This is a genomic window from Blastomonas aquatica (genome assembly GCF_014639875.1).
Classification (GTDB): Bacteria; Pseudomonadota; Alphaproteobacteria; order Sphingomonadales; family Sphingomonadaceae; genus Blastomonas; species Blastomonas aquatica.
Window position 1 is genome coordinate 530,876 of the sequence record NZ_BMGD01000002.1, and the last position, 26,761, is coordinate 557,636.

Annotated in this window: 27 protein-coding genes; 16 read left to right on the forward strand and 11 right to left on the reverse strand. The window is 62.1% G+C overall.

All coding sequences use genetic code 11. The annotated features are described in order from the left end of the window. Positions 1–7: 7 nt before the first annotated feature. Positions 8–727, reverse strand: a complete 720-nt coding sequence (locus IEW00_RS06650) for a hypothetical protein (RefSeq protein ID WP_188513582.1) — start codon at positions 725–727, stop codon at positions 8–10. Between the two features lie 17 nt (positions 728–744). Next, complete coding sequence (locus tag IEW00_RS06655) at positions 745–1,731, reverse strand: alpha/beta hydrolase (RefSeq protein ID WP_188513583.1); 987 nt, start codon at positions 1,729–1,731, stop codon at positions 745–747. A gap of 255 nt (positions 1,732–1,986) precedes the next feature. Here IEW00_RS06655 and IEW00_RS06660 point away from each other — a divergent pair, with 255 nt between their 5' ends. Beyond that, entirely contained in the window at positions 1,987–3,153 is a 1,167-nt protein-coding gene (locus IEW00_RS06660; protein WP_188513584.1) for a glycoside hydrolase family 5 protein, read from the forward strand. A gap of 122 nt (positions 3,154–3,275) precedes the next feature. Here the strand turns inward: IEW00_RS06660 and bfr are convergent, their stop codons facing one another. The 3 genes from bfr to IEW00_RS06675 all read right to left on the reverse strand — a co-directional run bounded on the left by bfr (position 3,276) and on the right by IEW00_RS06675 (position 5,339). After that, a complete protein-coding gene (gene bfr / locus IEW00_RS06665) occupies positions 3,276–3,755 on the reverse strand; it encodes a bacterioferritin (RefSeq protein WP_188513585.1) in 480 nt (159 codons plus the stop codon). A 145-nt stretch (positions 3,756–3,900) separates the two neighbouring features. After that, entirely contained in the window at positions 3,901–4,071 is a 171-nt protein-coding gene (locus tag IEW00_RS06670) for a (2Fe-2S)-binding protein (protein WP_188513879.1), read from the reverse strand. A gap of 65 nt (positions 4,072–4,136) precedes the next feature. Beyond that, a complete protein-coding gene (locus IEW00_RS06675; protein WP_188513586.1) occupies positions 4,137–5,339 on the reverse strand; it encodes a DUF418 domain-containing protein in 1,203 nt (400 codons plus the stop codon). Between the two features lie 351 nt (positions 5,340–5,690). Between IEW00_RS06675 and IEW00_RS06680 the strand changes: the two genes are divergently transcribed. The 6 genes from IEW00_RS06680 to IEW00_RS06705 all read left to right on the forward strand — a co-directional run bounded on the left by IEW00_RS06680 (position 5,691) and on the right by IEW00_RS06705 (position 10,627). Next, the gene (locus tag IEW00_RS06680) at positions 5,691–6,038 is read left to right on the forward strand and encodes a PaaI family thioesterase (protein ID WP_188513587.1); all 348 of its coding nucleotides are present in this window, start codon (positions 5,691–5,693) and stop codon (positions 6,036–6,038) included. Between the two features lie 61 nt (positions 6,039–6,099). After that, positions 6,100–6,735: a TetR/AcrR family transcriptional regulator gene (locus IEW00_RS06685; protein ID WP_229736865.1), complete on the forward strand. Its 636-nt coding sequence runs from the start codon at positions 6,100–6,102 to the stop codon at positions 6,733–6,735. A 196-nt stretch (positions 6,736–6,931) separates the two neighbouring features. Beyond that, complete coding sequence (yghX, locus tag IEW00_RS06690) at positions 6,932–7,861, forward strand: YghX family hydrolase (protein ID WP_188513588.1); 930 nt, start codon at positions 6,932–6,934, stop codon at positions 7,859–7,861. 191 nt (positions 7,862–8,052) lie between these two features. Beyond that, positions 8,053–9,486, forward strand: coding sequence for a cytochrome ubiquinol oxidase subunit I (locus IEW00_RS06695; protein ID WP_188513589.1), 1,434 nt, complete (start codon positions 8,053–8,055; stop codon positions 9,484–9,486). Further along, positions 9,483–10,484: a cytochrome d ubiquinol oxidase subunit II gene (gene cydB / locus IEW00_RS06700; RefSeq protein WP_188513590.1), complete on the forward strand. Its 1,002-nt coding sequence runs from the start codon at positions 9,483–9,485 to the stop codon at positions 10,482–10,484. Before IEW00_RS06695 ends, cydB begins: the two co-directional genes overlap by 4 nt. Continuing rightward, a complete protein-coding gene (locus IEW00_RS06705; protein WP_188513591.1) occupies positions 10,484–10,627 on the forward strand; it encodes a DUF2474 domain-containing protein in 144 nt (47 codons plus the stop codon). Before cydB ends, IEW00_RS06705 begins: the two co-directional genes overlap by 1 nt. A 6-nt stretch (positions 10,628–10,633) precedes the next feature. Here the strand turns inward: IEW00_RS06705 and IEW00_RS06710 are convergent, their stop codons facing one another. Together IEW00_RS06710 and IEW00_RS06715 are read right to left on the reverse strand one after the other, a co-directional pair. Beyond that, on the reverse strand, positions 10,634–11,923 hold the full coding sequence (locus tag IEW00_RS06710) for an aminotransferase class V-fold PLP-dependent enzyme (RefSeq protein ID WP_188513592.1): 1,290 nt from the start codon (positions 11,921–11,923) through the stop codon (positions 10,634–10,636). A 13-nt stretch (positions 11,924–11,936) separates the two neighbouring features. Beyond that, positions 11,937–14,291, reverse strand: a complete 2,355-nt coding sequence (locus IEW00_RS06715; RefSeq protein WP_373282595.1) for a TonB-dependent receptor plug domain-containing protein — start codon at positions 14,289–14,291, stop codon at positions 11,937–11,939. Between the two features lie 235 nt (positions 14,292–14,526). On the opposite strand from IEW00_RS06715, the gene IEW00_RS06720 reads away from it, so the two are divergent. The 3 genes from IEW00_RS06720 (at position 14,527) to IEW00_RS06730 (ending at position 16,742) form a co-directional block, all read left to right on the forward strand. Beyond that, on the forward strand, positions 14,527–14,958 hold the full coding sequence (locus IEW00_RS06720; protein WP_188513594.1) for a phosphate-starvation-inducible protein PsiE: 432 nt from the start codon (positions 14,527–14,529) through the stop codon (positions 14,956–14,958). 19 nt (positions 14,959–14,977) lie between these two features. Then, complete coding sequence (locus IEW00_RS06725; protein WP_505625245.1) at positions 14,978–15,577, forward strand: phosphoribosyltransferase; 600 nt, start codon at positions 14,978–14,980, stop codon at positions 15,575–15,577. Between the two features lie 139 nt (positions 15,578–15,716). Beyond that, positions 15,717–16,742 carry an adenosine deaminase gene (locus IEW00_RS06730; RefSeq protein WP_188513596.1) on the forward strand — a complete coding sequence of 342 codons (1,026 nt, stop codon included), beginning with the start codon at positions 15,717–15,719 and terminating at the stop codon, positions 16,740–16,742. Between the two features lie 15 nt (positions 16,743–16,757). On the opposite strand, the gene gpmA is transcribed toward IEW00_RS06730, so the two are convergent. Together gpmA and IEW00_RS06740 are read right to left on the reverse strand one after the other, a co-directional pair. Further along, positions 16,758–17,444, reverse strand: coding sequence for a 2,3-diphosphoglycerate-dependent phosphoglycerate mutase (gpmA, locus tag IEW00_RS06735; protein WP_188513597.1), 687 nt, complete (start codon positions 17,442–17,444; stop codon positions 16,758–16,760). 171 nt (positions 17,445–17,615) lie between these two features. Further along, complete coding sequence (locus IEW00_RS06740; RefSeq protein ID WP_373282611.1) at positions 17,616–18,992, reverse strand: cytochrome P450; 1,377 nt, start codon at positions 18,990–18,992, stop codon at positions 17,616–17,618. A gap of 227 nt (positions 18,993–19,219) precedes the next feature. On the opposite strand from IEW00_RS06740, the gene IEW00_RS06745 reads away from it, so the two are divergent. The 6 genes from IEW00_RS06745 (at position 19,220) to IEW00_RS17480 (ending at position 24,518) form a co-directional block, all read left to right on the forward strand. Further along, positions 19,220–20,209 (forward strand): hypothetical protein, encoded by a 990-nt coding sequence (locus IEW00_RS06745; RefSeq protein ID WP_188513599.1) that lies wholly within the window; start codon positions 19,220–19,222, stop codon positions 20,207–20,209. Positions 20,210–20,323: 114 nt separating this feature from the next. Then, positions 20,324–21,316 carry an LLM class flavin-dependent oxidoreductase gene (locus IEW00_RS06750; RefSeq protein ID WP_188513600.1) on the forward strand — a complete coding sequence of 331 codons (993 nt, stop codon included), beginning with the start codon at positions 20,324–20,326 and terminating at the stop codon, positions 21,314–21,316. A gap of 5 nt (positions 21,317–21,321) precedes the next feature. Next, entirely contained in the window at positions 21,322–22,044 is a 723-nt protein-coding gene (locus IEW00_RS06755; RefSeq protein ID WP_188513601.1) for an RluA family pseudouridine synthase, read from the forward strand. Beyond that, the gene (arfB, locus tag IEW00_RS06760; RefSeq protein WP_188513602.1) at positions 22,037–22,444 is read left to right on the forward strand and encodes an alternative ribosome rescue aminoacyl-tRNA hydrolase ArfB; all 408 of its coding nucleotides are present in this window, start codon (positions 22,037–22,039) and stop codon (positions 22,442–22,444) included. Before IEW00_RS06755 ends, arfB begins: the two co-directional genes overlap by 8 nt. A gap of 25 nt (positions 22,445–22,469) precedes the next feature. Beyond that, complete coding sequence (gene msrC, locus IEW00_RS06765) at positions 22,470–22,952, forward strand: free L-methionine (R)-S-oxide reductase MsrC (RefSeq protein WP_188513603.1); 483 nt, start codon at positions 22,470–22,472, stop codon at positions 22,950–22,952. Positions 22,953–23,147: 195 nt separating this feature from the next. Beyond that, complete coding sequence (locus tag IEW00_RS17480) at positions 23,148–24,518, forward strand: glycine zipper 2TM domain-containing protein (RefSeq protein WP_229736866.1); 1,371 nt, start codon at positions 23,148–23,150, stop codon at positions 24,516–24,518. 6 nt (positions 24,519–24,524) lie between these two features. On the opposite strand, the gene IEW00_RS06780 is transcribed toward IEW00_RS17480, so the two are convergent. Next, on the reverse strand, positions 24,525–25,625 hold the full coding sequence (locus IEW00_RS06780; RefSeq protein ID WP_188513604.1) for an Rv3169 family protein: 1,101 nt from the start codon (positions 25,623–25,625) through the stop codon (positions 24,525–24,527). After that, positions 25,619–26,761 (reverse strand): phosphotransferase, encoded by a 1,143-nt coding sequence (locus IEW00_RS06785; RefSeq protein ID WP_229736867.1) that lies wholly within the window; start codon positions 26,759–26,761, stop codon positions 25,619–25,621. Before IEW00_RS06785 ends, IEW00_RS06780 begins: the two co-directional genes overlap by 7 nt.

Genomic DNA, 26,761 nt, shown 5'->3' on the forward strand with positions numbered 1-26,761 from the left:
TTAGCGGTCAGGGGGCAGAAAAGGCAATTGAACAATCGCCGTTGGTCGCATTGTTGCGGCAAAAGCCGATCGCCCCAAAACGGCTCATCATTGCATCGACCGCATCGTCGCCGATTGGCTCACGGCCCGGAGCGAAGCCTTCGCCGCGCACCGCGTACTGCAGCACATGAACATCCTGAGCATCGCGCAGCAGCAGCGCGAGAAACTGTTCGCCGCGCCCCGAGGTTGCTCCGGGATATCCGCCCGCTGCGGTCGATCCGCAGCCGTTAGTCGACAGATTGTACTCGGTGCCATCACCCAGCCGGCCCGACGCGACAACCCGTGAGAAGTTCGGCTGCTCGCATCCTTTGCTGGTATTGAAGAACCGGTTCTGCATCTCGGTCGTCGCGACATCGGTCGCGCCCAAACCCCTGAACGCCGAAAGCGTAATCATCCGAGTCCAGTTATCCACGGTCGCGCCCTGGGGCACGAACTCCTGGATGAACTGCCGGTCGTCTTGCGCCGCGTATACCGGCTCGAACGTATCGAACAGCGTGAAGGAAATCCGCCGATCAAACACTGGTGCGGTAAAAGCGCAGCAATCGCGCGCATTGGCGGCACGCTGGCTCCGGAATTCGCCGGTGACACCGGCGAAATCGGGTGCGTTACGAACCTGGGGCGGAGTTTGCGCGGCCAGCGGCACAGATGGCAGCGCCACAGCACCGAGCAAAGCCGCTACAAACGCCATCGCTGGCCGCATCATCGTCACAGCCGCAGCATCGCCTTCATGCCGCGGAAAATCGCATCGCAATCGTCCTGTGCAGATGGTATTCCCTTGCGCAGGCAGATGAAGCCGTGGATCGTTCCACGCATCTCCATATAGGTTACATCAATCCCAGCCTTGATCGCGCGTGCAGCGAAATCGCGGCCTTGATCACGCAACGGGTCGAGCCCGGCGGTGACGAGCAGTGTTGGCGGCATGCTGGCAAGGTCGCCATTGATGCAATCGTTGCGCGCATCTCCGGCGAGCGCGGCATAGGCGGTGCCGAACCAGTTCATCGCGTCAGCCGTGAGCAGATAGCCCTCGGCGAATTCGGTGAAGGAGCCACCGGTTTGCGTCGAATCGACCACCGGGTACAAAGGTGCCTGCGCGATGACGGGGACCGCCGCAGGGTTGGCCACCAGCGCCTGGGTGATCACGATCGCAAGGTTTCCGCCCGCACTGTCACCGGTGAAGACAAGGCCGGTGATGTCGAGCCCAAGCGTCTTGGCATTTCCCGCGAGCCAGCGTGCCGCCGCCTCGCAATCATCGGTCGCAGCGGGGAAGGGATGCTCGGGGGCGAGGCGATAATCCACCGCGATGACCGGCAGATCCATCTTGGCCGCCAGTTCGGTGCAAAAGGGGTGATGCGATTCCAGATCGCCGATGACGAAACCGCCGCCGTGGAAGAACATGATCGCAGGACCAGCCTCGCGGGTTTCGCGCGCATCATAGTACCGCAGGCCGATCTCGCCGCCGGGGCCGGGGCAGGTGAGATCGCGTACGATCGCGAGCTCGGTTGGCTCTGCATCGGCAACAAAGCGCATCATCCGATAGGCCTCGCGCGCATCGGCAGGGCTCATTTCGTTCATCGGCGGCGCGCCGGATGCCGATAGCATCGCAAGCAGCATCGCGACATCCGGCCGCACGGCAGGTCCCTGGGCCCCGTCCTGTTCGCTGTCATCACGCTGCATTTCGATGGTATCGCTCATCCTGGTATCATCCTCTTCGGTGGTTTTAACCAGGAGGTTAACGCGTTGGCAGCAGCGGGTCCATCGGCAAAATCGGACGCATGGTCGGTGTCAGACCAGACTGCTTTCGAGATCGCTTGCAAGCCCGCCCGCCGCGACGCTGGCCAGGCCCTTGACGTCGAGCCTTGCCCGTCAGCGTCCGTTCAGGCGGTTGGCCGTAGCCTGCAGCGTGCAGCCGCTCGAACACTGCAATCCCCTGCAATGAAAGCCCAAACCATGTTTGATCCGCCAAGCCGACGCAATGTCCTGGCAAGTCTGGGAGCCGGCGCTGCGGTGGTTGCGGGCACCGCTGCTGCGCAGGCGTTTCAACGGTCCCCGGCATCGCGCGCTCCGGCGCTGCACTCGCTACCCGATCGGATGCGAGGGCTCAATCTCGAGCTTTCTCCCGGAAGTCTTGCGCCGTCGATCGCGCGCGAACTGGCCGGGTGGGGCGTCAATACGGTTCGGGTCAACTTTTCGACTGATCTGGCGTCGGGTACGGCACCAGACAAGCGCGTGGTGCAGCCCAGCCGCGCCGATCCGTTGGCACCCTATCGCACCAACATCGCAATGCTGAAGGTGTTCACGGCAGAATGCGCGCGGCTGGGGGTTGGTGTTATGCTGTCGGCGAGCGGCATCTTCGGTCGCGACACCGTCAATCTGGATGATAGCACCGGCGCATCGTTCCGCGCCGGGGTGGGGGGCAGCCTGATGCGCTTCTGGTCCGCCATGGCGCGCGAATTGCGTGACGACCCCGCGATCTTTGCCTATGACGTCTTTAATGAGCCCAATTACACCTTCCGGCGCGAGGAAGACGGGGCGGTCTGGTACGATGAGCTGATGCCCGAGGCGATCCGCAGCATCCGTGCGGTAAATCCCTCGATCTGGCTGGTTGTGATGCCTTGGCCGTGGGGCTTTGCAACCCGGTACAGCACGATGCCGCTGATCGATGATCCTGCGATTCTGTACAGCTTTCACAACTACACGCCGCACAACTACACCCATCAGGGGGTCGGGGCGATCCCACGCGGGGCCCGCTATCCGGGAAGCATTCGCGAATATGACAGTGAACCGGCTCGCCGCTGGGACAGGTTGGCTCTGGCAGCCTCGATGCAGCCCGCGTTCGATTTTGCCCGCCAGCACAATGTCCGGATGATCGCCAGCGAGTTTGGCGTAGCCCGCTGGGCACCGGGTGGTGACCGCTGGATCGCTGACATGCTCTCCATTTTCGAGGAAAACGATGCGGACTGGCTTTTCCACACCTACAACACCTGGAACGGCTGGAACCCCAGCTTTGGTCCCACGGCGCCTGAAACTGCTACCCATCCAACGCTGTATGGCGGTTACGATTCTGCAGCGCACAGGACTTTGCGGCGCTATTGGAGCAGAAATTCAGCCAGATGATCGCTGATGGCCCGTGGCCGTGGCGCACCCGGCGGATGTCCGCCAAAAAACGCCAGATGTTGAATAGATTAGCCGGAGGCGCAGACGATCTCCGTCTGCGCCTCCGGTTTATGGGCTAGCGCTCAATCCTCGGCAGCTGTCGACTGCAGCTGGGTGTAGTTTTCGATCCCCATGCGGGCAATCAGATCAAACTGCGCTTCAAGAATATCGACATGCTCTTCCTCGCTGTTGAGGATATAGGCGAGCAGATCACGGCTGCCGTAATCGCGGACGCTCTCGCAATAGGCGATGGCTTCCTTGAGCAGCGGGATCGCCTCGTTTTCGAGTGCGAGATCGGCGACCAGAATTTCTTCGACAGTCTCGCCGATTTTCAACCGACCGAGCAGTTGGAAGTTGGGCAGGCCATCGAGGAAGAGGATCCGGTCGGCCAGCTTGTCGGCATGCTTCATCTCGTCGATGGATTCGCCGTACTCAAATTTGGCAAGTTTCTTGATGCCCCAGCTCTGGAGCATTTTGGCATGCAAAAAATACTGGTTGATCGCCGTCAGCTCATTCTTGAGCGCGTCGTTGAGAAATTCGATGACCTTGGGGTCGCCCTTCATAGTAATACTCCTTTGTCGCCGAGATGCCTTTGAGAGGGCCCGGCGCGTTAACTGCAGGATATGACTATAGACACAAATGCACCTTTTGGGAAGTGGTGCGGCGCGGGAAATGATTGAAATTTATAGGAAAATCACCAGCCTATTGCTAGGCGGTCGCAGTTTCCCGGCTGATAATGCTTTGCGCAAACGAAAGGCACTGGCCGCACTTGGGACGCCTGCCCAGACGGGCATAAATCTCCGAAGGGCGGGCTGCACCATCGCGCAAAGCGTCCTTCAAATCCTGTTCGCGAATCGCGTTGCAGATGCAAACAACCATGCGTCTCTCCTGTTGCAGCAGGGATAGCGATATTGAGAACGCATCGCAACAATCTTTTTGCGAATTTATCGCAACCGCATCGGTTGCAGGCTGCGCCGTGCCAGCGAGCGCCACAGCCATTCTGCCGGACCAAACCGGAATCTTTCGAGCCAGGGCTTCGACCACAGCAACATCATCGTCAATGCAGCGACCACAAACAGCATCGCAGTGATGCGGTTGACCTCACCGTACAGGCCCAGTCCCCAGCCGTAGAAGATGAAGGTCATCACGACGGTGGTGCCCAGATAGTTGCTGAACGCGGCGCGTCCGGCGGCGGCAACCCGGCCGATCACGGCGTGTTCCCTGTGCCGCACGATGATCCAAAGCAACGCCGCGGCCCAGCCGACGGTCAGCACGACGCGGAAGGGGAAGGAGAAGGTGAAGAAGGCGCCGAAGGTGATCATCGTGTCATAGCCCGAGGCGATCACCCAGACGGCCAGTGCAATCATCGGGGGAAAGCCGATCGCGAACGCGCGGATGGCAACCTTGGCGTAGATCGCCGGCGCCCATAGTCCCAGGATGAAGCCACTTTTCAGCATCGCCATGCCCAGCAGCATCATGCCCAAAGTGTCCAATGTGAATAGCAGCAGCGCGTTGGTCAGCGAAGACGGAAAGGTCGACAGATTGTCGGCGAAGATCGTGGGCCATCCGCCCCTGTAGAGCGCAAGGTCGCTTGCGATTTCGTCCGATCCGGGTTTGCCGAAGGTGCCCAGCATCTGGCCCGTACTCTCGATCGTCTCTGCGTCGGCGCCCGGCGCCAGCCCCTGTATCGATTGCCACCAGCTTCCCCCCAGTACCAGCCCGGTGATCATAAAATACAGCGAGAACAGGATGATCGCCCAGCGCACCAGCTGTTTGATGTCCTTGTGGATGAAGAACAGCGCCAGCGTCCCGCAGATCGCATAGGGCACTAGAATGTCCCCCCACCACAGAATGATGTAATGCGCCGCGCCGATCACGAACAGCCACGCCATCCGGTTGAGGTGCACCGATCTGGCGCTCTGCCCCGATGCTTGCGCGCGTTGGATCACCAGCAGCATGCTCGCCCCGAACAATACGCTGAACAGCCCGCGCATCTTGCCATCGAACAGCACGAAGTTGGTCGCCCACACCCCGATGTTGACCGGATCGGTGCCGCCCCAGGCGGCCGGGTTCACATAGGCTGCACCGGGCATCGAGAAGCCGATGATGTTGAGCAGCAGAATCCCCATCACCGCGAACCCGCGCATGGCATCGAGAGAAAGATGTCTATCCGTGCTTTGCATTGATCAGGGCCCCGTCTGCGCCGTGCAAAAATGCCCAGGCCACATCGCGCTGAGGAACAGCACAAAAGCCTGCCGAACGCCAGCGCCTCGGGTGGGGAAGGGCGGACCGGTGCCAACCGGCTGCTTGCAGCACCCAATATCGCAATTGACAAATAGACCAGTCGGTTTATCGAGTCGGTGTACCGACTGGTCGGGTTAACTACGGCGCACATTCTGGAGGCTAGTTGAATGAATAATCTGTCTTATGCTGATCCAAAGGCCGAGGCTTGTTTGCGAGCCTCCTCGCAATCGTCGGGATTCAACCAGTGGAGTGGCATGCGCCTGATCGCTGCCGGTGGTGGCCAGGTCTGCCTTGAGCTCGATGTGCGCGAGGATCAGACCCAGCACCACGGCTTTGTACACGGCGGGATCATTGGCGCCATGGCCGATACTGCGTGCAGCTGGGCCGCAGCGACGGTGGCGGGCGATGTCGTCACCGCCAGCTATACGCTGCAGTTTCACGCGCCTGCGACCACCGCGCTGCTTTGTGTCCATGCAGCGGTGATCAAGCAGGGCAAGCGCAACGTATCGGTCGAGGCGCGGGTGTTGGCGGTTGACGACAACGGAGCCGAGCGCCGGGTTGCAACGGCCTTGGCGCTGATCGCTGTTGTCGGTGCAGGCTGATAGCGAGGCTTGAGATGACCCTGCTTGACCTGAACGGTGCAAGCGCTAGACGGATCGGTCTATGATGCTTTTTGTCTCGACCGATGGTGCGGTTCGCACGCCTTCTGCTGCATCAGCCAGTGAGGCTGCGGCTATCCATCCCACCCGGCTGCGGCTGTTGCAGGTCGCCACACGGCTGTTTCAGCAGCGGGGGTATCATGCGGTCGGTCTTGCCGAAATTTTGGCGCTTTCCGAGACGCCCAAAGGCTCACTGTATCACCACTTTCCCGGCGGGAAGCAGGAACTGGCCGAAGCCTGCATCACCCGTATTTCCGCCAGCACCATGGCCGCACTGGACGATGCATCGGCCTCAGGCGCTGATATCATTGCATTTTTGCAGAAGCTCGGGGCTGAATCGGCTGCCTGGCTTGAGCGCACCGACTGGCGCGACGGGTCACTGCTCGCGGTCGTCGGACAGGAACATGGCGGTGGCGACGGGCCGCTCGCCGACGCGGTGCGAATCGCCTATCAGCGGATCGAGATGCGTCTGGCGAAATGGTTGATGCTAGAGGGCGTAGCCGTCGCGCGGGCGCGCGATATCGCGGCAACCATCATCGCTGCGCATGAAGGCGCGATGCTGCTGGCGCGCTGCCGCCGCGACAACACTCCAGTGTCGCTGACCACGGCTATGCTTTGCGCCATGGTCGAACGAGGCTAGGCGAGTGGAAAAATAGACCGAGTGTTCGAACTCCAGACTGAACGGTCTATTTGTCGGGCATGAAGCTCCCGGACGGGTATGGGCCTGGGTTTTTTGGAACCATCTGCACTATTTACGCTTGCAGCTTGGTGCGGGCAGGTCATGATCTGCGCCTGGCGCAACGGCCAGAGGCCATATGACATCCGGGGATAGCACGATGACCGAAACTGATGATACTGTCGGCGCAGGCGCACCCCGCCGTCAGATGCGGGCGAGTGATTTTCATCCGCATATCCTCGAGATTTTCGATGGTTACGTGCATGGTAAGCTGAGCAAGCGTGAGTTCATTCAACAGGCAGGGCAGTTTGCTGCAGCCGGTGTCACGGGCCTGATGATCTATAACCAGTTGCGCCCGAATTACGCGCTGGCGCAGCAGGTTACGCCCGATGACCCGGGGATCGAGACCATGCGGGTCGAATATCTCAGCCCCGAAGGTCACGGTACCGTGCGCGGGTTGATGGCAAGGCCCAAGGTTTCAAAAGGCAAATTGCCCGCGGTTCTGGTCGTGCACGAAAACCGCGGCCTCAATCCGTACATCGAGGATGTCGTGCGACGGCTGGCAAAATCGGGCTATCTGGCACTTGGACCGGACGGTCTAACGTCTTTGGGGGGCTATCCGGGCACCGATGACGAGGGCCGCACGATGCAGGCATCGCTCGATCCGGCAAAGCTGATGGAGGATTTCTTCGCCGGGTTCGAATATCTGCGCGACCATGAAGGCTCGACTGGCAAGGTAGGGGTCACCGGCTTCTGCTATGGCGGCGGTGTGTGTCATGCGATTGCAATCGCTTATCCCGATCTGGCGGCGGCAGCGCCGTTTTACGGGCGGCAGGCGCGACCCGAGGATGTTCCGGCAATCAAGGCACCGCTACTGATTCATTTTGCCGAGAACGACGAGCGGGTCAATGCGACGTGGCCTGCATACGAGGCGGCACTCAAGGCGAACGCCAAGAGCTATGAGGCGTATTTTTATCCTGGCACGAGCCATGGTTTCCACAATGACACCACGCCCCGCTATGATGAGGCAGCGGCAAAGCTCGCCTGGGAAAGGACTTTGGCATTGTTCGAGAAGGCTTTACGCGCCTAGACCATTTGGTCTGATCTGGCTGCGCTGGCATTTTCGCCGACCGATAACTTGGATTATCGTCGGTCTCCGGGACAATATGTCACATTGCCGCCACGGGTTTGCGGTTTAATACCGCCTGACAGTTGGTGGCGCGGACTTCTAGGCAGAAGTCACGTTGTTCCACTGGCAGATCGAAATAGGAGGTCGCGCCGATGTTCGACGGTTTTGATGCCCTTTTGCTGGCGCGGATCCAGTTTGCCTTTACAGTAAGCTTCCACTTCATTTTTCCCGCCTTTTCGATCGGGCTGGCGAGTTATCTTGCGGTGCTTGAGGGCCTTTGGCTCAAGACCAACAACAACGTTTATCTCGATCTATTCAAATACTGGCGCAAGATTTTCGCGATCGCCTTTGCGATGGGTGTCGTATCGGGCATCGTGATGTCGTATCAGTTCGGTACCAACTGGTCGGTGTTTTCGGACCGGACTGGCCCGATCCTGGGTCCGCCGATGGCGTATGAGGTGCTGACCGCGTTTTTCCTCGAGGCCGGATTTCTGGGCGTCATGCTGTTTGGCATGGACAAGGTGGGGCGCAAGCTACACTTCACCGCGACCTTGATGGTCGCAATCGGCACGTTCATCTCGGCGTTCTGGATCCTCAGCGTCAACAGCTGGATGCAGACCCCGACCGGATACGAAATCGCTGCCAACGGCCAGTTCGTGCCCGCCGGCAGCTGGCTGACGATAATCTTCAACCCCAGCTTTCCCTATCGTCTCGTCCACACCGTGATGGCCGCCTATCTGACCACGGCGTTCGTGGTCGGTGCGGTGGGCGCATGGCATCTGCTCAAGGACAAGGCCGATCTTCGCGCGCGGCGGATGTTTTCGATGGCGATGTGGATGGCGGCCTTGGTCGCCCCGCTGCAGATTTTCGCAGGTGACATGCACGGGCTCAACACGCTGGAGTACCAGCCCGCCAAGGTGATGGCGATGGAAGGGCATTACGACAGCCACCCCAATGGTGCGCCGCTGATCCTGTTCGGCATTCCCAACAGCGCCGAAAAGCGCGTCGATTATGCCATCGAAATTCCCAAGGCGTCCTCGCTGATCCTCAAGCATGACCTCAACGCACCGCTCGCCGGGCTGGATACCATTCCAGAGGACGAGCAGCCGCCGGTTGGGATCGTGTTCTGGTCGTTCCGGATCATGGTCAGCATTGGCTTTGCGATGCTGGGGATCGGCGTGTTCAGCCTGATCGCGCGGGCACGCGGAAAGCTGTTCGACTCGACGTGGCTCCACCGCGCCGCGATCGTGATGGGACCGTCGGGGTTTATCGCGGTGATCGCCGGCTGGGTGACCACCGAGGTCGGCCGCCAGCCCTACACAGTCTATGGCCTGCTGACGACCGCCGACAGCGTTTCGCCGCTCGCCGCGCCCGCCGTTGGCGCGTCGCTGCTGGCGTTCGTGATCACTTATTTCATCATGTTCGGCGCGGGCACGGCGTACATCCTCAAGCTGATGAACAAGCCTGCCACCGGGCATGAAGAGGCGGCTGCTTCGGGACCGCTTCGGACCGCAGGGATTACCCCTGCGTCCGCCGACAGCACGCGGCGCGGACAAAGCGGCACGATGGCGGAGGAAGGCGCATGAACATCGACCTGACGATCGTCTGGGCGTTCATCATCGCCTTTGCCGTCTTCGCTTATGTGGTGATGGATGGCTTTGATCTGGGCATCGGGATCATCTTCCCGGCGCTGGGGCGGGGAGCAGAGCGCGACAAGGCGATGAACTCGGTTGCACCTGTCTGGGATGGCAACGAGACCTGGCTGGTGCTGGGAGGCGGTGGGTTGTTTGCGGCGTTTCCGCTTGCTTATGCAATCATCCTGCCAGCGATCTATCCGCCGATTATCGCAATGCTGTTGGGGTTGGTGCTGCGCGGGGTGGCGTTCGAGGGGCGCTGGCGTGATCCCAGCCATCAGCCGTTCTGGGACTTTGCGTTCACTGCGGGCTCGTTCGTCGCCGCTTTTGCGCAAGGCGTGACCCTGGGTGCGCTGCTGCAGGGCGTCGAGGTCGACGGCCGTGCTTATGCCGGCGGCTGGCTCGACTGGCTCAGCGCCTATTCGGTGCTCACCGGCATCGGCACGGTGATCGGCTATGGCCTGCTCGGATCGACCTGGCTGGTCATGAAAACCGAAGGAGTGGTGCAGGACCACGCCTTCCGGATGAGCTGGAAGCTGTTTCCAGCGACGCTGATAGCGCTGGGTGCGGTCAGCCTGTACACGCCGTTCCTCGAGGGAGAATACTGGAACCGCTGGTTCACCTTCCCCAATGTGCTGTTCTCAGCGCAGGTTCCGGTGCTTGTCGCCTTGATCACCTTCCTGCTCTATCGCGCGCTCAAAAAGCGCCGCGACTACGCGCCGTTCCTGCTGACGCTTGCGCTGTTCCTGCTGGGCATGATCGGCCTCGGCATCAGCATGTTCCCCTATGTCGTTCCCGATGAGGTGACGATCTGGGATGCGGCGACGCATCCCAGCAGCCAGATGTTCATGCTGGTCGGCACCTTGTTCATCGTGCCCTTGATCATCGGCTATACCGGTTGGGCCTACTGGGTGTTCCGCGGCAAGGTCGGCGACGAGGGGTATCATTGATGGCGCAGGGCCATGACGACCCCAATCGCGGCGATGCGCGGCCCTTGGCGCACAAGCTCGGCTGGATGGCCGCCATCTGGCTGATGTCAGTCGGTGTCATCGGCGTTGTCGCTTATGTGATCCGCTGGTGGATCAACGCCTGAGGCGGTTCAGGCTTTGGCCATGGCTGGCGCAAGCTCGAGCAACGCCTTCGCCAATGCGTCGACATCGGCCATAGTGTTGCACAAGGCAGGCGTGACCCGCACGCAGCTTCCCCTGGCGACGCCGCCGCGCTGGACAGTGAAGATGCCATGCTGGTCGAGCAGGGCCTGGGCGACCCCCCGATTGTCTGCATCGGAGAGGCAACCGCGCACCCGGAATGACGTAATCGCGCCATGCATTCGTGGGTCGTCCGGGGTGAGCACGGCGATATCGGGGTGACCGCGCACCTGACTGACCCAGCGATTGCGCAAGGCGCGCAGCCGGCCCTCACGCGCTCCGCCACCGATCGCCGCCTGAAAATCCAGCGCGGCGGGCAGGGACAACAGCGCGGCCATATCGACAGTTCCGGTGTGCACCCGCGACCGGATGCCGCCGTTGCCGGAGACATCTTCGGCAATGTCAGTGTCGATGGCGCCCAGCCGCCCGTTGCGGATGTACATCGCGCCCACGCCCAGCGGCGCGCCGATCCATTTGTGCAGGTTGAAGCCGACAAAATCTGCGCCCAGATCTTGCAGCCGGTAATCGACCTGGCCCAGGCTGTGCGCAGCGTCCAGGATCGTATCGATCCCCCGCGCTCGCGCCATGTCGGCGATGGCGCGAACCGGCAGCATCAGCCCTGTCCGGTGGCTGATATGCGTCAGCAGCACCAGTTTCAGATCGGGATGGGCGCTAAACGCTGCTTCATAGGCCGCCAGCACCGCGTCATGCGTTGCAGGCTCGGGCAGGTCGATCTTGACCGCGCGTGCACCGCGCAATCGCGCCGCATTGACCAGGCTGACCTGCATGCTGTCATAGTCGAGATCGGCATACAGCACCGCGCTACCCGGACCAATGTGGTTATAGCTGCCGATCAGCGCCTTGAGCGCTTCGGTCGCGTTGCGGGTAAACACGATTTCGGTCGTATCCACGCCCAATTCAGCCGCGAGGCTGTGCTGCGCGGCCATCAGGTCGCGGCCCATGCCGCGCCTGGCGTAAAAGCTGGTGTCGCGGTTCACCCGGGCCACCAGTTGCTGATAATGTTCGAGCACCGGGCGCGCCATCATCCCCCAATTGCCGTTTTCCAGCTGGATGACCGCGTCGGTGACATCATATTGCGCGGCGACCTGCGCCCAATACGCCTCGTTATCGGCGGCAGCGGCGGGATCGAAGCCGTCCGCTGCTTCCGCAATATTTGAGGCGAGGGGCGCAGCAGCGATGGCCACTGCGCCCGTCATCAAGGTTCTGCGATTGATGGTCATGCCGCTGTATGCGTCAGAACTGCACGCCCAGGCGAACATAATATTGGCCGCCATCGGTATCGTAGGGCGCGTTGCGCGAATAGATCAGCCCGCGCACCGCCTGGTTGGTGGCTTCGTCGGGATAGGTGTTGAAGACGTTCTCCGCGCCGACCCTGACCGAAAGGTTCTCGCTGAACTGATAGCCTGCAGAGACGTCAAACAGCACGATCGAACCGAAGCGCTGGAAGATATCTCCGGTGGCATTGCCGCTCGAGTCGGTCCACGCCCCGTAATAGCGGCCATTGGCGGTGACGTTGAAGCCGCTGATCGAATAGCCGATCGAACCGGTGGCATTATGCTGCGGCAGGCGTTCCTCGAACAGGCGGCGCTGGGTATCGTTGCCGATCGTCACGCTGGTGCCGTTGGTGACCCTGGTCTGGTTGTAGTTATAGGCCAGCCGCGCATTGAGTGTGCCTTCGCCCAAAGCGGAAGAATACGCGATCACCACATCGACACCGCGCGTGCGGGTATCGAAATCGTTGGTGAAATAGCTGATCGAGGTGAACTGCAGCGGGTTGGGAACACCGGCGGGAACTGCGAATGCGTTCGACTGGCCAAACCGGTCGCGCACATCGATCTGATAGGCATCGATGCTGGCAGACAGGCCGAAGGCCGACTGGAAGGTCAGACCCGCGGTGACGGTTTCGGACTGTTCGGGTTGCAGCGGCTTAGCGCCCAGAGCGATGGCAACCGGATCGTTGGTCGAAAGCCGCCCGCGGGTAAAGATCTGGCGGGTTGTGGTGTCGAGCCCTTGCGAGGTGTTCGAGGTGTTCGACTGGCCAGGTGTTGGCGCGCGGAAGCCGGTTGAATAGGCGCCGCGGATCGCAAGTCCCTGTGCCGGTTCGAAGCGCGCCGACAGTTTGTAGTCGAACGTGTCGCCGAAATTGGAGAAGTCTTCATAGCGGGCCGCGACGCCAAATGTCAGCGGCTCGGCAGGACGCCATTCCAGATCAAGATAGCCGGCATAGCTTTCCTGGCTGAAGCTTCCTGCCTGGTTGGGGGCAAAGCCCGGGAAGCCGTTGGAGTTGGGCGCGAGCCCCGCTACTGCGCCCGGACCGACCGCATAAGAGGCTGAATCGCCTGCCTCTACGGTGTAGGTTTCCTCGCGACGTTCACCGCCAAAGGCAATGTTGATCGGCTCGAACGCGCCGACATCGAGCCGATAGACGAAATCGGCATTGAGGTTGAACTCGCGCTGTTCAAGCCGCCCCAAATAGAAGCTGGTCGGGCTGTTGGGGCCGAGCGACGCATTGAGCGATTCGGACATCAGATAATCGATCCGGCTGCGGCCAGCAGATGCACTGACATCGAAGGTGAAGTCATCGGCGCGGTCTGCGCTGCGCAGACCGGCGACCGCTTGGAGGTCTTCGTGCTCGGTACCAAAGCGCGGGGTAAAGCCTGCGGGATAGATGCTGGAGAAGTTGAATCCAGGGAACACTGCGGTATTGGCATAAACGTTTCCGGTGGCGACCGGGTTGCGCCAATTGAAATCGGTGACTCCGTCGCCGCCCGTCGCGGTGCCGAAGGCATAGATTTCCAGCGCATCGGACAGCGCATAGCGCATGTTGAGCGCGCCACGCATGATCCGCGATTCGGGCTGACCCCAACGCTGCACCGGATCGGGGATCGCCAGATCCGGGCGCGCCGCTTGCAGCGCGATGGCATCGGGGCGCTGGCGCGTCCGCGATGTCGCTGCGTTCTTGCTGTATTCACCCGAAAATACGATGCTGCCGCGGTCGCCCAACGCCACCCCGCCCTGCAGGCCAACCTGATAATTGTTGCCATCGCCTTCATAATATTGCGAAAACTGGCCGAATGCTTCCATTCCGGGTTCGTCATCGAGGATGATGTTGATCACGCCTGCGATCGCGTCCGATCCATATTGGGCCGAGGCGCCATCACGCAGCACCTCGATCCGCTTGATCGCGATCGTCGGAATGGTGTTGAGATCGGGCGCCTGCGCTCCGCGACCGCCGAGCAGTGCCGAGCGATGATAGCGTTTACCGTTGACCAGCACGAGCGTGTGATCGGGCGACAAGCTGCGCAGGCTGGCTGGGCGAACGAATGCCTGGCCATCGGCAGCCGGAAGCCGCTGGACGTTGAACGAGGGCAGCAGCCGCGCCAGCGTATCCGACAGGTCTTCGGAGATGACATTGTCGATCCCTTCTGCCGACAGCACATCGACAGGCGCCATTGTGTCAAACTGGGTCCGGGTCGCGTCCCGGGTGCCGGTGACGATGATCAAGTCTGACGAAGCGCCATCGGCGGCATCAGCAGCATTTGCCGCATCGTTCATCTGCATGTCCTGCGCCGCGGCGGGAGACAGCATGGCGAATTGCAGCGCAATCAGCGCGCACCCGGTGAATTTCGACATTGTTTGGAACCCCATGAAGACTGCCATTGTTTGGCTGGAGCGGCGGATAGGCCGGGGTCGCGTCTGGCTGATGACGGGATGATGCAGATTTTGTTGCATCTGCAAGTATTGGCTGTCACACGTCTGGAAACGGCAACAGTGGCAGTGTCATGTTGGTTATGCCGCTGGCCGGTTTGTGGTACGTTGCCCCATGGTACAGCCCCCCGATAGCCAATCCGATGCTTCCGCCCCGCCATCGAGCGCAGCGCCGGTGCTTCCAGATGACTCGCTGGCGGTGCGCGGCTTTCATCTGATCGAGCATGTGCTGCTGATCCTGGTGGCGCTGATGACGCTGGGCGCGGCAGGTATCGAGATAGCGAACATTGTTGCTACGCGAACCATCTCGCTCGCCGATATCCTGCTGATGTTTCTCTACACCGAAGTGATTGGCATGATCGCGGTGTTCTACACCGGGCGCGGATCGCCGTTTGTCTACCCGATCTTCATCGCGATCACCGCGCTGGCGCGGTTGATCGTGCTGCAAGGCAAGGACATGGCCCCCGACAAGATCCTGTTCGAAGCGGGCGCGATTTTGCTGCTGGCGATTGCGGCTGTGGTGATCACGCGCGCGGGCAGGGGTTGACCGGAACCGCTGCGCTGGCATGAAGGCGCAACGCCCGTTGCCAAGCAAGGCCGCCCAGCAAATGACCACCGAAAAGCTCTATATCACCGCCAACAGCCTGCTCGAGGACAGCTATCGCCTTGCGATGCAGGTCATCGAGAGCGGCTACAAGCCCACCCATATCGTCGGGATCTGGCGCGGCGGGGCCCCGGTGGGGATCGCTGTGCAGGAGCTGCTCGACTATCATGGCATAGAGGCCGATCACATCGCCATCCGCACCGCCAGCTATTACGGCATCGACCAGCAGAGCAAGGACGTGCGCGTCTATGCGCTGGGCTATCTCATCGATACGCTGAGCCCCGAGGACCGGCTGCTAGTGGTCGACGATGTGTTCGACAGCGGCCGCTCGATCCGCGCATTCATCCACGAGCTTGCCGCCAAGTGCCGCTACAACATGCCGCACGACTGGCGTATCGCCACGGTCTATTACAAACCCTCGCGCAATTTGACCGATCTGACACCCGATTACTGCGTGCACCAAACCGAGCAATGGCTGGTCTTCCCGCATGAGATTTCAGGGCTCACGGTGGAAGAAATCCGCGCGCACAAACCCGGGGCGAGCATTATATTGGGGGAGTGATAGCCGTTCTCCGGCGAAAGCCGGAGCCCAGGGGCGACGTTGCGCTGTGACCGCACTGGATTCCGGCTTTCGCCGGAAAACGAAACAGCGAGCCAACAGGTCAATTGCACAGCCACCGCCGCCTTGGCATAACGCGATCATGACACCTGACCAGCGCACCGCCTATATCGACCGCCTGCCCAAGGCCGAGCTTCACCTGCATATCGAAGGCTCGCTCGAGCCCGAGATGCTGTTTGCGCTGGCGCAGCGCAACGGCGTGGAAATTCCCTTCGCCAGTGTCGAGGATATCCGCAACGCCTACAATTTCAGCAACCTGCAGGATTTTCTCGACATCTATTACCAGGGGATGGCGGTGCTGCTGACCCAACAGGATTTCTATGACCTGACCTGGGCCTATCTCGAACGCGCGCATGCCGACCATGTCCGCCATGTCGAGATATTCTTCGATCCGCAGGGCCATACCGAACGCGGCGTGGCGTTCGCAGATGTCGTCACCGGGATCAGCGACGCGCTCGCCGATGGCGAGAAGCAGTGGGGAATCACCTCGCGGCTGATCATGTGCTTCCTGCGCCATCTCGACGAGGCGGCGGCGCAGGCGACGCTCGACGAGGCACTGCCTTATCTGGAGCGGATCGCGGGAGTGGGGCTCGATTCGTCGGAGAACGGCCATCCGCCTTCCAAGTTCGCCAACGTGTTCGCACGGGCGAAATCCTTGGGGCTCAAGCTTGTCGCGCATGCGGGCGAGGAGGGTCCGCCCGAATATGTGCACGAGGCGCTCGACGTGCTGCATGTCGACCGCATCGACCATGGCAACCGCGCGCTGGAAGACGCAGGCCTGGTCACGCGGCTGGCGGGCGAGGGGATGACGCTGACCGTCTGCCCACTCTCCAACCTCAAATTGTGCGTGATCGGCGACATCGCCGACAGCCCGGTGAAGCAGATGCTCGATTCTGGGCTCAAGGCGACGGTGAACTCGGACGATCCGGCGTATTTCGGCGGCTATGTGAACGCCAATTACCACGCGATCGCAGGCGCGCTTGACCTTACCCGCGAGCTGTTGCGCACGCTGGCGCGCAACAGCTTTACCGGCTCATTTCTCCCGCCTGATCAGATCGCGCATCTGTTGACCGAGATCGACCATTACGACGCGCATTTTTCCGCCTGATCGGGCGGAGCGGGCTCAGCGTTCGCTGAGGTAATAGCGCTCCACTTCGGCCAGGTTTTCATCGAGTTCGTAGACGATCGGCTGGCCCGTGGGGATTTCCAGCGACGTGATCGCATCGTCGGCGATCCCCGACAGGTGCTTGACCAGCGCACGCAGCGAGTTGCCGTGCGCAGAGATGATCACGCGCTTGCCGGCTTTCAGTTCGGGCGCAATCCGGCTTTCCCAATAGGGCAGCACGCGGTCGATGGTGTCTTTCAGGCTTTCGGCATTGGGGATGGCGATCCCGGCGTAGCGGCGGTCCTTCGACAGATCGAACTCCGATCCGGCCTCCATCGGCGGCGGCGGGATGTCGAAGCTGCGGCGCCAGATATGCACCTGCTCGTCGCCATGCTTGGCCGCCGTCTGCGCCTTGTCGAGCCCGGTCAGCCCGCCATAATGGCGCTCGTTGAGCTGCCAGTTCTTCTCGACCGGCAGCCACAGGCGGGTCATCTCCTCGAGCGCCAAGTTCAAAGTCTTGATTGCCCGCGTTTGCAGCGAGGTGAAGGCGATATCGAAATCGAGCCCCTTGTCGCGCATCAGCCGGCCCGCCGCGCGCGCTTCTTCCGCACCCTTTTCGGTCACGTCGACATCCCACCAGCCGGTGAACCGGTTCTCGAGGTTCCATTGCGACTGGCCGTGGCGGATGAGGACGAGTTGCGGCATCGGGGATGTCTCCTGTGATGGTCTGTTGCCGCCACCTAACGCCGTTAAGCGCTAGAGAAAACCCGTTTTGCTCCCGTCATTCCCGCGAACGCGGGAATCCCGCTTTTCCGCCGCGTTAGAAAGAGTAGCAGGATCCCCGCGTGCGCGGGGGTGACGGGGAAGGCGGGCGGGCTAGATTTTCTCGAAGCGCACCTTCAGCCCGTCCTTGGGCTGCGGAATCGGCCAGGCCTGCCAGGCGGGGTTGTAACCGGGTTCGATGACGATCCGGTGCTGGCTGAGCACGTGGTGCAGCAGCACCTTGATCTGCATATACGCAAAGTGCAGCCCCAGGCACATATGCGCGCCGCCGCCAAACGGGACCCAGGCGTATTTGTGCCGGGCGCGTGTCGCCTCGGGTGTGAAGCGCATCGGATCGAACCGCAGCGGATCGGGCCAGTGCTCTTCCTGCTTGTGCGTGAACGACGAGCTGATGCTGACCGGGGTGCCCGCAGGAATGCGATAGCCGCCGAATTCGAAATCCTTGAGCGCGCGGCGCGGGGTGGAAGGCACCGGCGGGATCAGCCGCAATGCTTCCTTGAACGCCATTTCGGTGAGTTCGAGATTGGGCAGCGAGTCGTAGGGCATAGGGGCACCCGCCGGGGCGTGCTCGAGCAGTTCGGCGCGGATCTTGTCCTGCCATTCGGGGTTCTTGGCAAGCAGCCAGATCAGCGAACTGGCCGATGAGGTGATCGTGTCGTGCGCCGCCATCATCAGGAAGTTCATGTGATCGACCACCTCGTCGGTGGTGAGCAGGCTGCCATCGTCGCGGGTGGCGCGGCAGAACTGGCTGAACATGTCCGGCCCCTGCTGCTCACGCCGCTTCTTTACCTCGGGGGTGAAGTAATCGACCAGAAATTTGCGCCCCGCGACGCCCTTGCCCATCTTGGTGAAGGGCAGTGGACGACGGACCACGCCGATCGAGGCCTGCACCATATCGACGAACGCGGTGTTGATCTTGTCGGCTTCCGGACCCCAGGGGATCCCAAGGAATGACGTTGCCGCAAGATCCAGCGTCAACTTCTTGATTTCAGTATAGAAAGTGATGTCCTTGTTCGACCATTCGAGCACCCGCGCACCGATGCCTTCGTTGAGCGCTTCGGCATAATGGCGCATCGGCCCGGGCTTGAACGCGATCGAAAGAGCGCGACGATCGGCGCGGTGATGGTCGAAGTCCATCAGCATCAGCCCGCGCGGGAACAGCAGGTTGAGAACTGGCCCCCAGCCTTGTTCGGAAGAAAACACCTTGTCGCGATCGAACAGCACCAGTTCGTTGGCATCCGCCCCGAACAGCGCCACCTGCCGCCGCCCGAAGGCATTTGTGCGATAGACCGGGCCGTATTTTTCGCGCATGGCCTTGCCGAAAGCCTCGGGGTCGGCGAGCATCTTGAGCGTCACGCCCAGGATCGGCATGCCGTCCTCGCCAGGGATGTGGTCGAGCGCGCTGGAGCTTTGCAGCCGGGTCCAATGCGGGTTGCCGCTGTCACGCTGGATAGTGTGGTCTGGGAACATTTCGCGCTGAGGGGCGTGTGTATCGGGAGCGAGTACGGTGGCCATTGGAAATCCTCTGCACTGTTTTAATCGATCCATTAAATACCAACTGACATCAATGTTAGCAAGTGCTGTCTTGCCCCCAAGAACCATTCATCGTTAATTCAACTTGGGTTTTGTATGAACAGATTATCGGGGCTCCGCTCCGCCGGCCCGCCGCGCCAGGACTTGCGGTGAGACAGGAAACCATGGCTTTGACCCCAATTTCATTCATAACACACAGCGGCCGCCGTGCGGTTCGCATTGCAGCCATCGCCTTGGGCGCGGTGTCCCTTTCGGCCTGCGCTTATGGCGGCGGCGATTACGGCGGCTATGGCGGCGTCTCGGTTGGCGTTGGCGGCGGCGGCTTTGCCGGAGGCTATGATCCCTATTGCGACGGCTATGCCGCCTGGGACAGCTTCTATGGCTGCGACGCCGGGCTCGGCTTTGGTCAGATCGGTTTTGGCGGGGGCTATTTCGATAACTTTTATTATCCCGGGTTCGGCACATGGGTGTATGACCGCCCCGGCGGCCGCCGCTTTGCCATGCAGGACCGCCAGCGCCGGTATTGGGGCCAGCAGCGCTTCCAGTACCAGCAGCAGCGGCGTGCCAATCGTCAGGATATTCGTCAGGACCGGCGCGACATCCGCCAGGACCGGCGCGAAGGTCGGCGCGATATCCGCCAGGATCGGCGCGAGACGTTGCAGGACCGTCGCGACTGGCGGCAGGAGCGGCGCGACACTCCCAACGCGGTGCCGCGCACCCGCCGCGATGACCGCGAGCGTATGGGCGGTTCGACCCCCCAGGATCGCCAGCAGCGGATGCAGCGCTGGGAGCAGCGCCAGCAAGGGGCCGTGGGCCAGCCCAACCAGGGTCGAGGTAGTGGGCAAGCTAACGATGGCCGGCAGGGGAGGGGCCGCGAAGGCCGTCCGGCGATGCGCCAGCCTACGTCACAGGCGCAGCCCGGCGGCGCTCCCTCGCGCACCGAACGGCCCCAGCGCCAGCAGCAGCGGATCGAGCGTCAACAGCAGCGGATCGAACGTCAGCCGCAGCGGATGGAGCGCCAACAGCAGCGGATCGAACGTCAGCCGCAGCGGATGGAGCGCCAGCAGCAGCGGATGCAGCGCCCGTCGCGGGCGGGTCCCAACCGCAGCCTGAGCGACGGGGGCAACCGCCAGCCAGACGCCCAGCTAGATTGATCGATAGCCTTGTCACTTGGAGCGTCAAGGGTTCGGCAACAATGCGGGCAGATCGCGGACTGCGGAGATGTCGTAGGGCTTGTGACCTGCCCCAAAAGCCCTATCATCTAGGGCATGGTAAAATTTTCGCTTCTCGACCAGTCGGTACGCTTCGCCGACATCCCTGCCGCTACTGCGCTGGGGGGCACGCTGGAAGCGGCCGAACTGGCCGACCGGATGGGCTATCACCGGCTGTGGGTATCAGAGCATCACGCAAGCCGGTTCCTTTGCGGCAGCGCGCCCGAGATCCTGATCGCCGCGATGGGTGCCCGCACCCGGAGGATCAGGCTCGGGTCGGGCGGGGTAATGCTGCCGCATTACAGCGCGTACAAGGTCGCCGAGCAGTTTGCGGTGCTTAGCAACCTCTATCCCGACCGGATCGATCTCGGCGTCGGTCGCGCGCCCGGCGGCGAGATGCGCGTGGCGGCAGCGCTGTCTGCCCCCCACCCGCCATCGTTCCGCGATTTTCCGCAGCAGGTCGCCGACCTTGTCGGGTACATGAGCGGCGATCTGGACGACCCTCGGCTCAGCCCCGAGCCTGAAGGCGATGTGCCGGTTTGGATTCTGGGCACAAGCCCGGACAGCGCGGTGCTCGCTGCACAACTCGGGCTGCCCTATGCGCTGGCCTTGTTCATCAATCCCAATGCCACCCCGGGTCTGACCGAGCTTTATCGCCACAATTTCCGCCCCAGCGCGACGCTGTCCGAGCCGTATGTGATGCTGGCGACCACGGCTTTTGCCTGTGATGATGCCGATTACGCCGATCTGCTGCGCAAGAATTATTTCCTCAACATCGCCCGGTTGCTCGGCGGCGGGCAGCAGCCTGCGGTCTCTCCGCAGGAAAGCCGCGACATCGGCTTTACCGAGCGCGAGGCGATGATCATCGGGGCGCAGGCGCGGATCGCAGCCTTCGGGACGCCCGATGTGGTGCGCGACAAGGTCCAGACCTTGGTCGATGCGTTTGCCGCGGACGAGGTGATGATCTCCTGCAATGCCTATTACCACGCCGACCGGATGCGTGCGATCGAGCTGTTCGCGCGCAGTTTCGATATGGCGGAGGCGGCCTGAGCATCATGGGTTTCCACACACCAGCGTTTTGCGTCGCCGAGACGCTGCCGTTCATGGATGGCGAGGCGATCGTCATCGACAAGCCTGCGGGCTTGCCCGTCACCCAGCCCCGCCGGGGCGGGCGTAGTCTCGACGATTATCTCACCCAGTTGCGCTTCGGCTTCCAGCGCTCTCCGATAGCTGTGCACCGGCTCGACCAGGACACATCGGGCTGCCTCCTGCTCGCGCGGCACGCCAAGGCGCACAAGCGCTTCGGCGCGGCTTTCGAAAGCGGCGAGGTCGAGAAGACCTATCTGGGGATCGTCGAGGGTGACCTGGTCGATGACAGTGGCACAATCGATATCGCGCTGGGCAAGACCAGCACCGCGCAGGATGGCTGGCGGATCGTGCCCGATGCGGCGGGCAAGCGCGCGGTGACCCACTGGAAGCGGATAGGCACTGCAGGCAAAATGACGCTGGTCGAGTTCCGACCAGAAACCGGACGCACCCACCAGATCCGCGTTCATGCGCTTCACGGGCTTGGCAAACCGCTGCTGGGCGATCCGTTTTATGGAAAGTCCTTCCCGTCAGGCCTGATGCTGCATGCAGCGGGACTGGTGCTGGCTCGTGGCGAAAAGCCGCCGATCGTGGCGCATGCGCCGATGCCGAAAAGGTTCGCCGATCTGGGCTTTGGCACCCAGCAGACGGTCATTGCCGAAGCCATGGTCGAGGCAACAGGCGATGAGTGACTTTAACGTCCCCGATCATGCCATTGTTTCCGAACGGTTTATCACCGCGTCGGGACCAGGCGGCCAGAATGTCAACAAGGTGGCAACTGCGGTCCAGTTGCACGTCAATATCTTCGCTCTAGGTTTGCCACCTTTGGTGTATAACCGTTTGAAATCATTGGCAGGTAGTAAGATCAACCAAGAAGGCGAGTTGGTTATTCTGGCGCGCAACCACCGCACTCAGGAAGCCAACCGCAAGCTGGCGCGCGAGCGCGTGGCCGCGATGCTGGCCGAAGCGTATGACTTACCAGCGGTCCGTGCCCGATCGCGGCTCAACCGCGTCGGCAAGACCGAGCGCCTCGCGGGCAAGAAGAACCGCTCGACGGTCAAGAAGAACCGTGGCCGGGTCTCCTTCGACTGAATTCGCATCGTTTGAAAGAATTAGCATGTATAGCTTTGAAATAGATCAGAACATTCCCAAGCCTCAGCTGTATGACGATCTTCATGGCGCAGCGTTGGCGCTGGTCGATGGTGAGCGCGACGGCGTTGCCAATATGGCCAATGTCGCAGCGTTGATCGGCCAGTTCCTGCCCGGACTCAACTGGGCGGGGTTCTATCGGATGGTCGAGGGCGAACTGGTGCTTGGGCCGTTCGTGGGCAAGCCCGCCTGCATCCGCATCGCGTTGGGCAGCGGTGTCTGCGGAACCGCTGCGGCAAGCGGGGAAACCCAACTGGTCGACGATGTCCATGCCTTTCCGGGCCATATCGCCTGCGATGCCGCCAGCCAGTCCGAACTCGTGGTCCCCGTGATCCATGACGGGCAGGTGACGCATGTCATCGATCTCGACAGTCCGCACCTGGCAAGGTTCGATGACGATGACCGCGCCGGGATCGAAAGGCTGGCAAAGACGCTTGCAGGACGCATCTGAACGGCTTGGTTAACCCGGCCGTCCTGCTTTGCCCCAAATTGAAACACTGCCCTGCGATGCACCCGGTTTTACATCGGTGCGATGGTGCGCCCCTCTCGCAAATGGTAACAATCACTTAACCATGCCAGATGGGCGAACGGGCAGATCTGCTGCGCTCCCAGAAAGGCCTGCCCGATTGCCCAAGGGGAGTTAACCATGAAGACCCGCGCTTTTGCTTATGTGCGTCATGCCGCCATTGCCGCCTGCCTGGGTGGTTCGCTGGGGTTGGCACTGCCTTCCCAGGCCGCCGACTCGGGGGTTGCGCGCGCGCTGGCCAGCAAGATCGACCTCAAGGCGAGCAGCGCGCTGGGCAGGGGTCCGGCCAATCCTCCTGGTTACGGCGCGCGCTTTCCGGCAGGTGCACCGGCCTATGTCCGCCCGTTTCGGGGTTTCCTGCTGCCCCGCGTCTGGGTTGCGCCGAGCTATATCATCACCAACTGGCAGCGCCTTGGCCTCGCGCGGCCGGCGCAGGGCTTTGGTTGGTCGCGTTATTATGACGATGCTGTGCTGACCGACAGCAACGGCCGGGTCTTCGACAGCGTGCAAGGGGTCAACTGGTCGGCCGCACAGGGCGGGCCGATGGTTCAGGCGGGGCAGGCCAGTGTCACGCAGACCTACTCGCCCGATTATGATCCGTATAACTATGATGACGACCTGCTGCTGGGCAATGATGATGTCGTCCACGGAACGCATTGGGCGCGGACCGCGAACCAGGCTGCCCCCGGTGTCGATTATGACGACGGCTATGTTGCCGCCCCTCCGCCCCCGCCTGCCACGCAATATGATGGTGGCCATGATCCTGATTACGATCCGGCGTTTCTCGAAGCCTGCCGCCGCGACAGCGGTTTGGGCGGCGCTGCGATCGGCGCGGCTGCGGGCGGACTTACAGGCAATCGCATCGCGGGGCGCGACAACCGCACCGGCGGCACGCTGATCGGCGCGGGCGTGGGCGCGATCGCCGGGATGGTGATCGACAAGGCCGAGGACCGCGAGCGCTGCAAGCGCCTGCTCGCACGCGAAAGCCAGCGAGGATACGGCACAAGCTATGCCCCGCCGCCAGTCGCGCCGCCCGCCTATGCGGGTGACTACGATCCCGCGTTCCTCGAGGCCTGTCGCCGTGACAATGGTCTGGGCGGAGCCGCCATCGGTGCGGCTGCAGGCGGTCTGGCGGGCAATCGCATCGCGGGTCGCGGCAACCGCACCGGGGGTACGCTGATCGGCGCGGGCGTTGGCGCGATCGCCGGAATGGTGATCGACAAGGCCGAGGACCGCGAACGCTGCAAGCGGCTGCTCGCCCAGCACGGTGCCTATCAAGGTGGTGGCTATCCGCCGCCTGTCGGTCAGCCCGGCGGCTATCCGCCGCCCCCGCCGGGATATTATTATTACTATCCGCCGCCGATCATCACCACGGTGACGATCACGCCGGGCTGCAATTGCACCGAAGAAGTGGTGACGACGCACACTGCGCCCGTGCGGCATCGTCCAAAGGTCTATCGCACCAAGAACGTGCGCGTTTCGCGAAAGTAACCCGCGCTATCGGCTGGCCGGCGTATCGACATAGCCGGTCAGCCCCCACGGATCATAGGGGCCGAGCACCAGCTGCTCGAAGGTACCCAGGCCCTGCTCGCCGTCACTGGTGGTCACCCGCGACAGGATCTGCACGTGCAGATTGTCCATCGTCGGCGCCATCGGATCGATTGCGGCCAGATCGATGCTTGCGCGTTCGACCACCAGGGCTCCGTGATGGCGACCATGCCCCCATTTCGGGCAGGTATAGCCCAGCCCGCGCATCTGGAAGCGCTGGATCGGCTCGAAGTTGACGGCCAGCGGGCTGGTTTCGGTCTGAACCGTCAGCGTACCGCCCGCGGGCCATCGGGTACCGGCTTCGATTTGTGTTTCAAGCTGCGCCGAAGGTGTCTCGAAGAATCCGTCATGCGCCGCATTGTCGGGCGCGATCACCGCGCGGGTGTTCCATGCGCTGCCAGAGCGGTGCGCGTTCAAGTGGAAGAACAGGCTGCGGGTGGGCAGGTTGACCGGAGTCCATTGCCAGAAGAATGCAGGGCTTGCGCTACCCGAATGCGGCTGCGCATCGGGTGTGCCGATCGGGCGGACACCCCAGCTGCGGTCGCGCGTGCCCGCACAGCCTGGCGACAACTCGGTCCGCTCGCCGTCGATTTCGATCCAGCCGGTATAATGCCCGTTCTGGGTCATCCGCGTGTAATCCATGAAGGTACGTGGGCCGTTGCGGAAGGTGAAGCGCGGTTCCTCTATCGGGAAGGCGCGGCCCGTGAATGTGATCTCGGCACGGATCCCTTCGCCATCGACGTGGATGCGCAAAGCTTTCAAAGGTTCGATCACCTCGATGCGGATCGGCCCAACCGCCATCTCCATCCGCTCCATGCCCAATTCGCGCGAGGCATGAAGATTGTGCTGCAAGCCGTTACGAATGAACGAGAAGCTGGCGTCCGCAATGTCGAGATGCGGATAGACGCCAAACGCCAAAGCGAAGAAGCCAGAGCCATCGGGGTTGTAGCCGTTGAAGAAATAGCGGTCATAGAAATTGCGGTCCGTGCCCGAATAGGCGATCGGCTCGGCGGTCTGGTGCAGCGGATAATCGTCGCCCCTGGTCAGCATGTCGTGGTCTCCGTTTTCGGGCTGGCATAGCGCAGCAGCGCGCCGATGCTGTCATGATCAAGCGCGAGACTGCATGCGCCGCGCGCCATCGACAGGAAGTTGGCGTCACCGCGATCGGTGCGCTCGACAAACGCTGTGCTGAACACGGCAGTCGACAGGCCCGAGAGTGCACCGATCCGGTAATCGTCATAGATCCCCTCGCGGCTGCGCGATACGCCGTGGCGGGTCATCTCGGCGCAGTAAAGATCGAGCAGCGTGTCCTCATGCGCGCGGCGCAATTCGGTGCCGATGCCGGTGCCGAGCAGATAACCCAGATCGCTGGTGCCGCCGCCGGTAACGCAGGTCTGCCAGTCGACCAACGCAATCGGCTCGGCGCCGCCCCGGATGTCAAACAGCATATTGTCGAGCCGGAAATCGCCATGGGTGAGGCAACGGGTGCACGGCTGGAAGTTGAACCAGTATACCGCGTTTTCCGCCAGCGCCTCGCAGATGGCAAGATATTCGGGCTCGATCTGCCCGGCATAGCGATCGCGGAAGACCGCCTGCGCGCCGGGATAGGCCTGGATGATCCAATCGCGGGCCTGTGCGTCGGGCTGGAGCCAGTCCTCGTCGAGCACGGGCAGACCGTCGGTCGAAGCGTGCAGCAATGCCGCCTGGCACACCGCCTGTTGCGCCTCAGCAAGCGTGCATGACGACAGCTGGTCGCCAGCCCGTGCCGGACCAAGATCCTCGAAGAGCAGGATGAAGTCGCTGCCGTTGTCGTCGATCAGTGCGGTGTAAACCTTGGGGACGCGGATCGCGACCAGCGGGGCGACCCGCGCATAGAAGTTCACTTCGCGCAGATAGAGCCGGAAATGCGCTGCGGTTGATCGGCTGGTGGCATCGCGCGAAGGCAGCTTGGCGGCGATCGAGGTGGGCGCGCCGGGTGCCGGGCGATCATATTCGAGCGCGATCCGAACCGTATCGCCCACCTGGCCGGTTCCGATCGAGGTCGTGGAGAAGCGCGTGATCCGTGCGCCGCCGAGCGCACCAGCGGCATCGAGCTGCGCCTGCAGCCACGCCTGGCTCAAATCTTCCGCCCGCGTCGGAAACGCCATGATCTCCATCCTCCCCGCCGGGTCATGCCCGATCGTCAT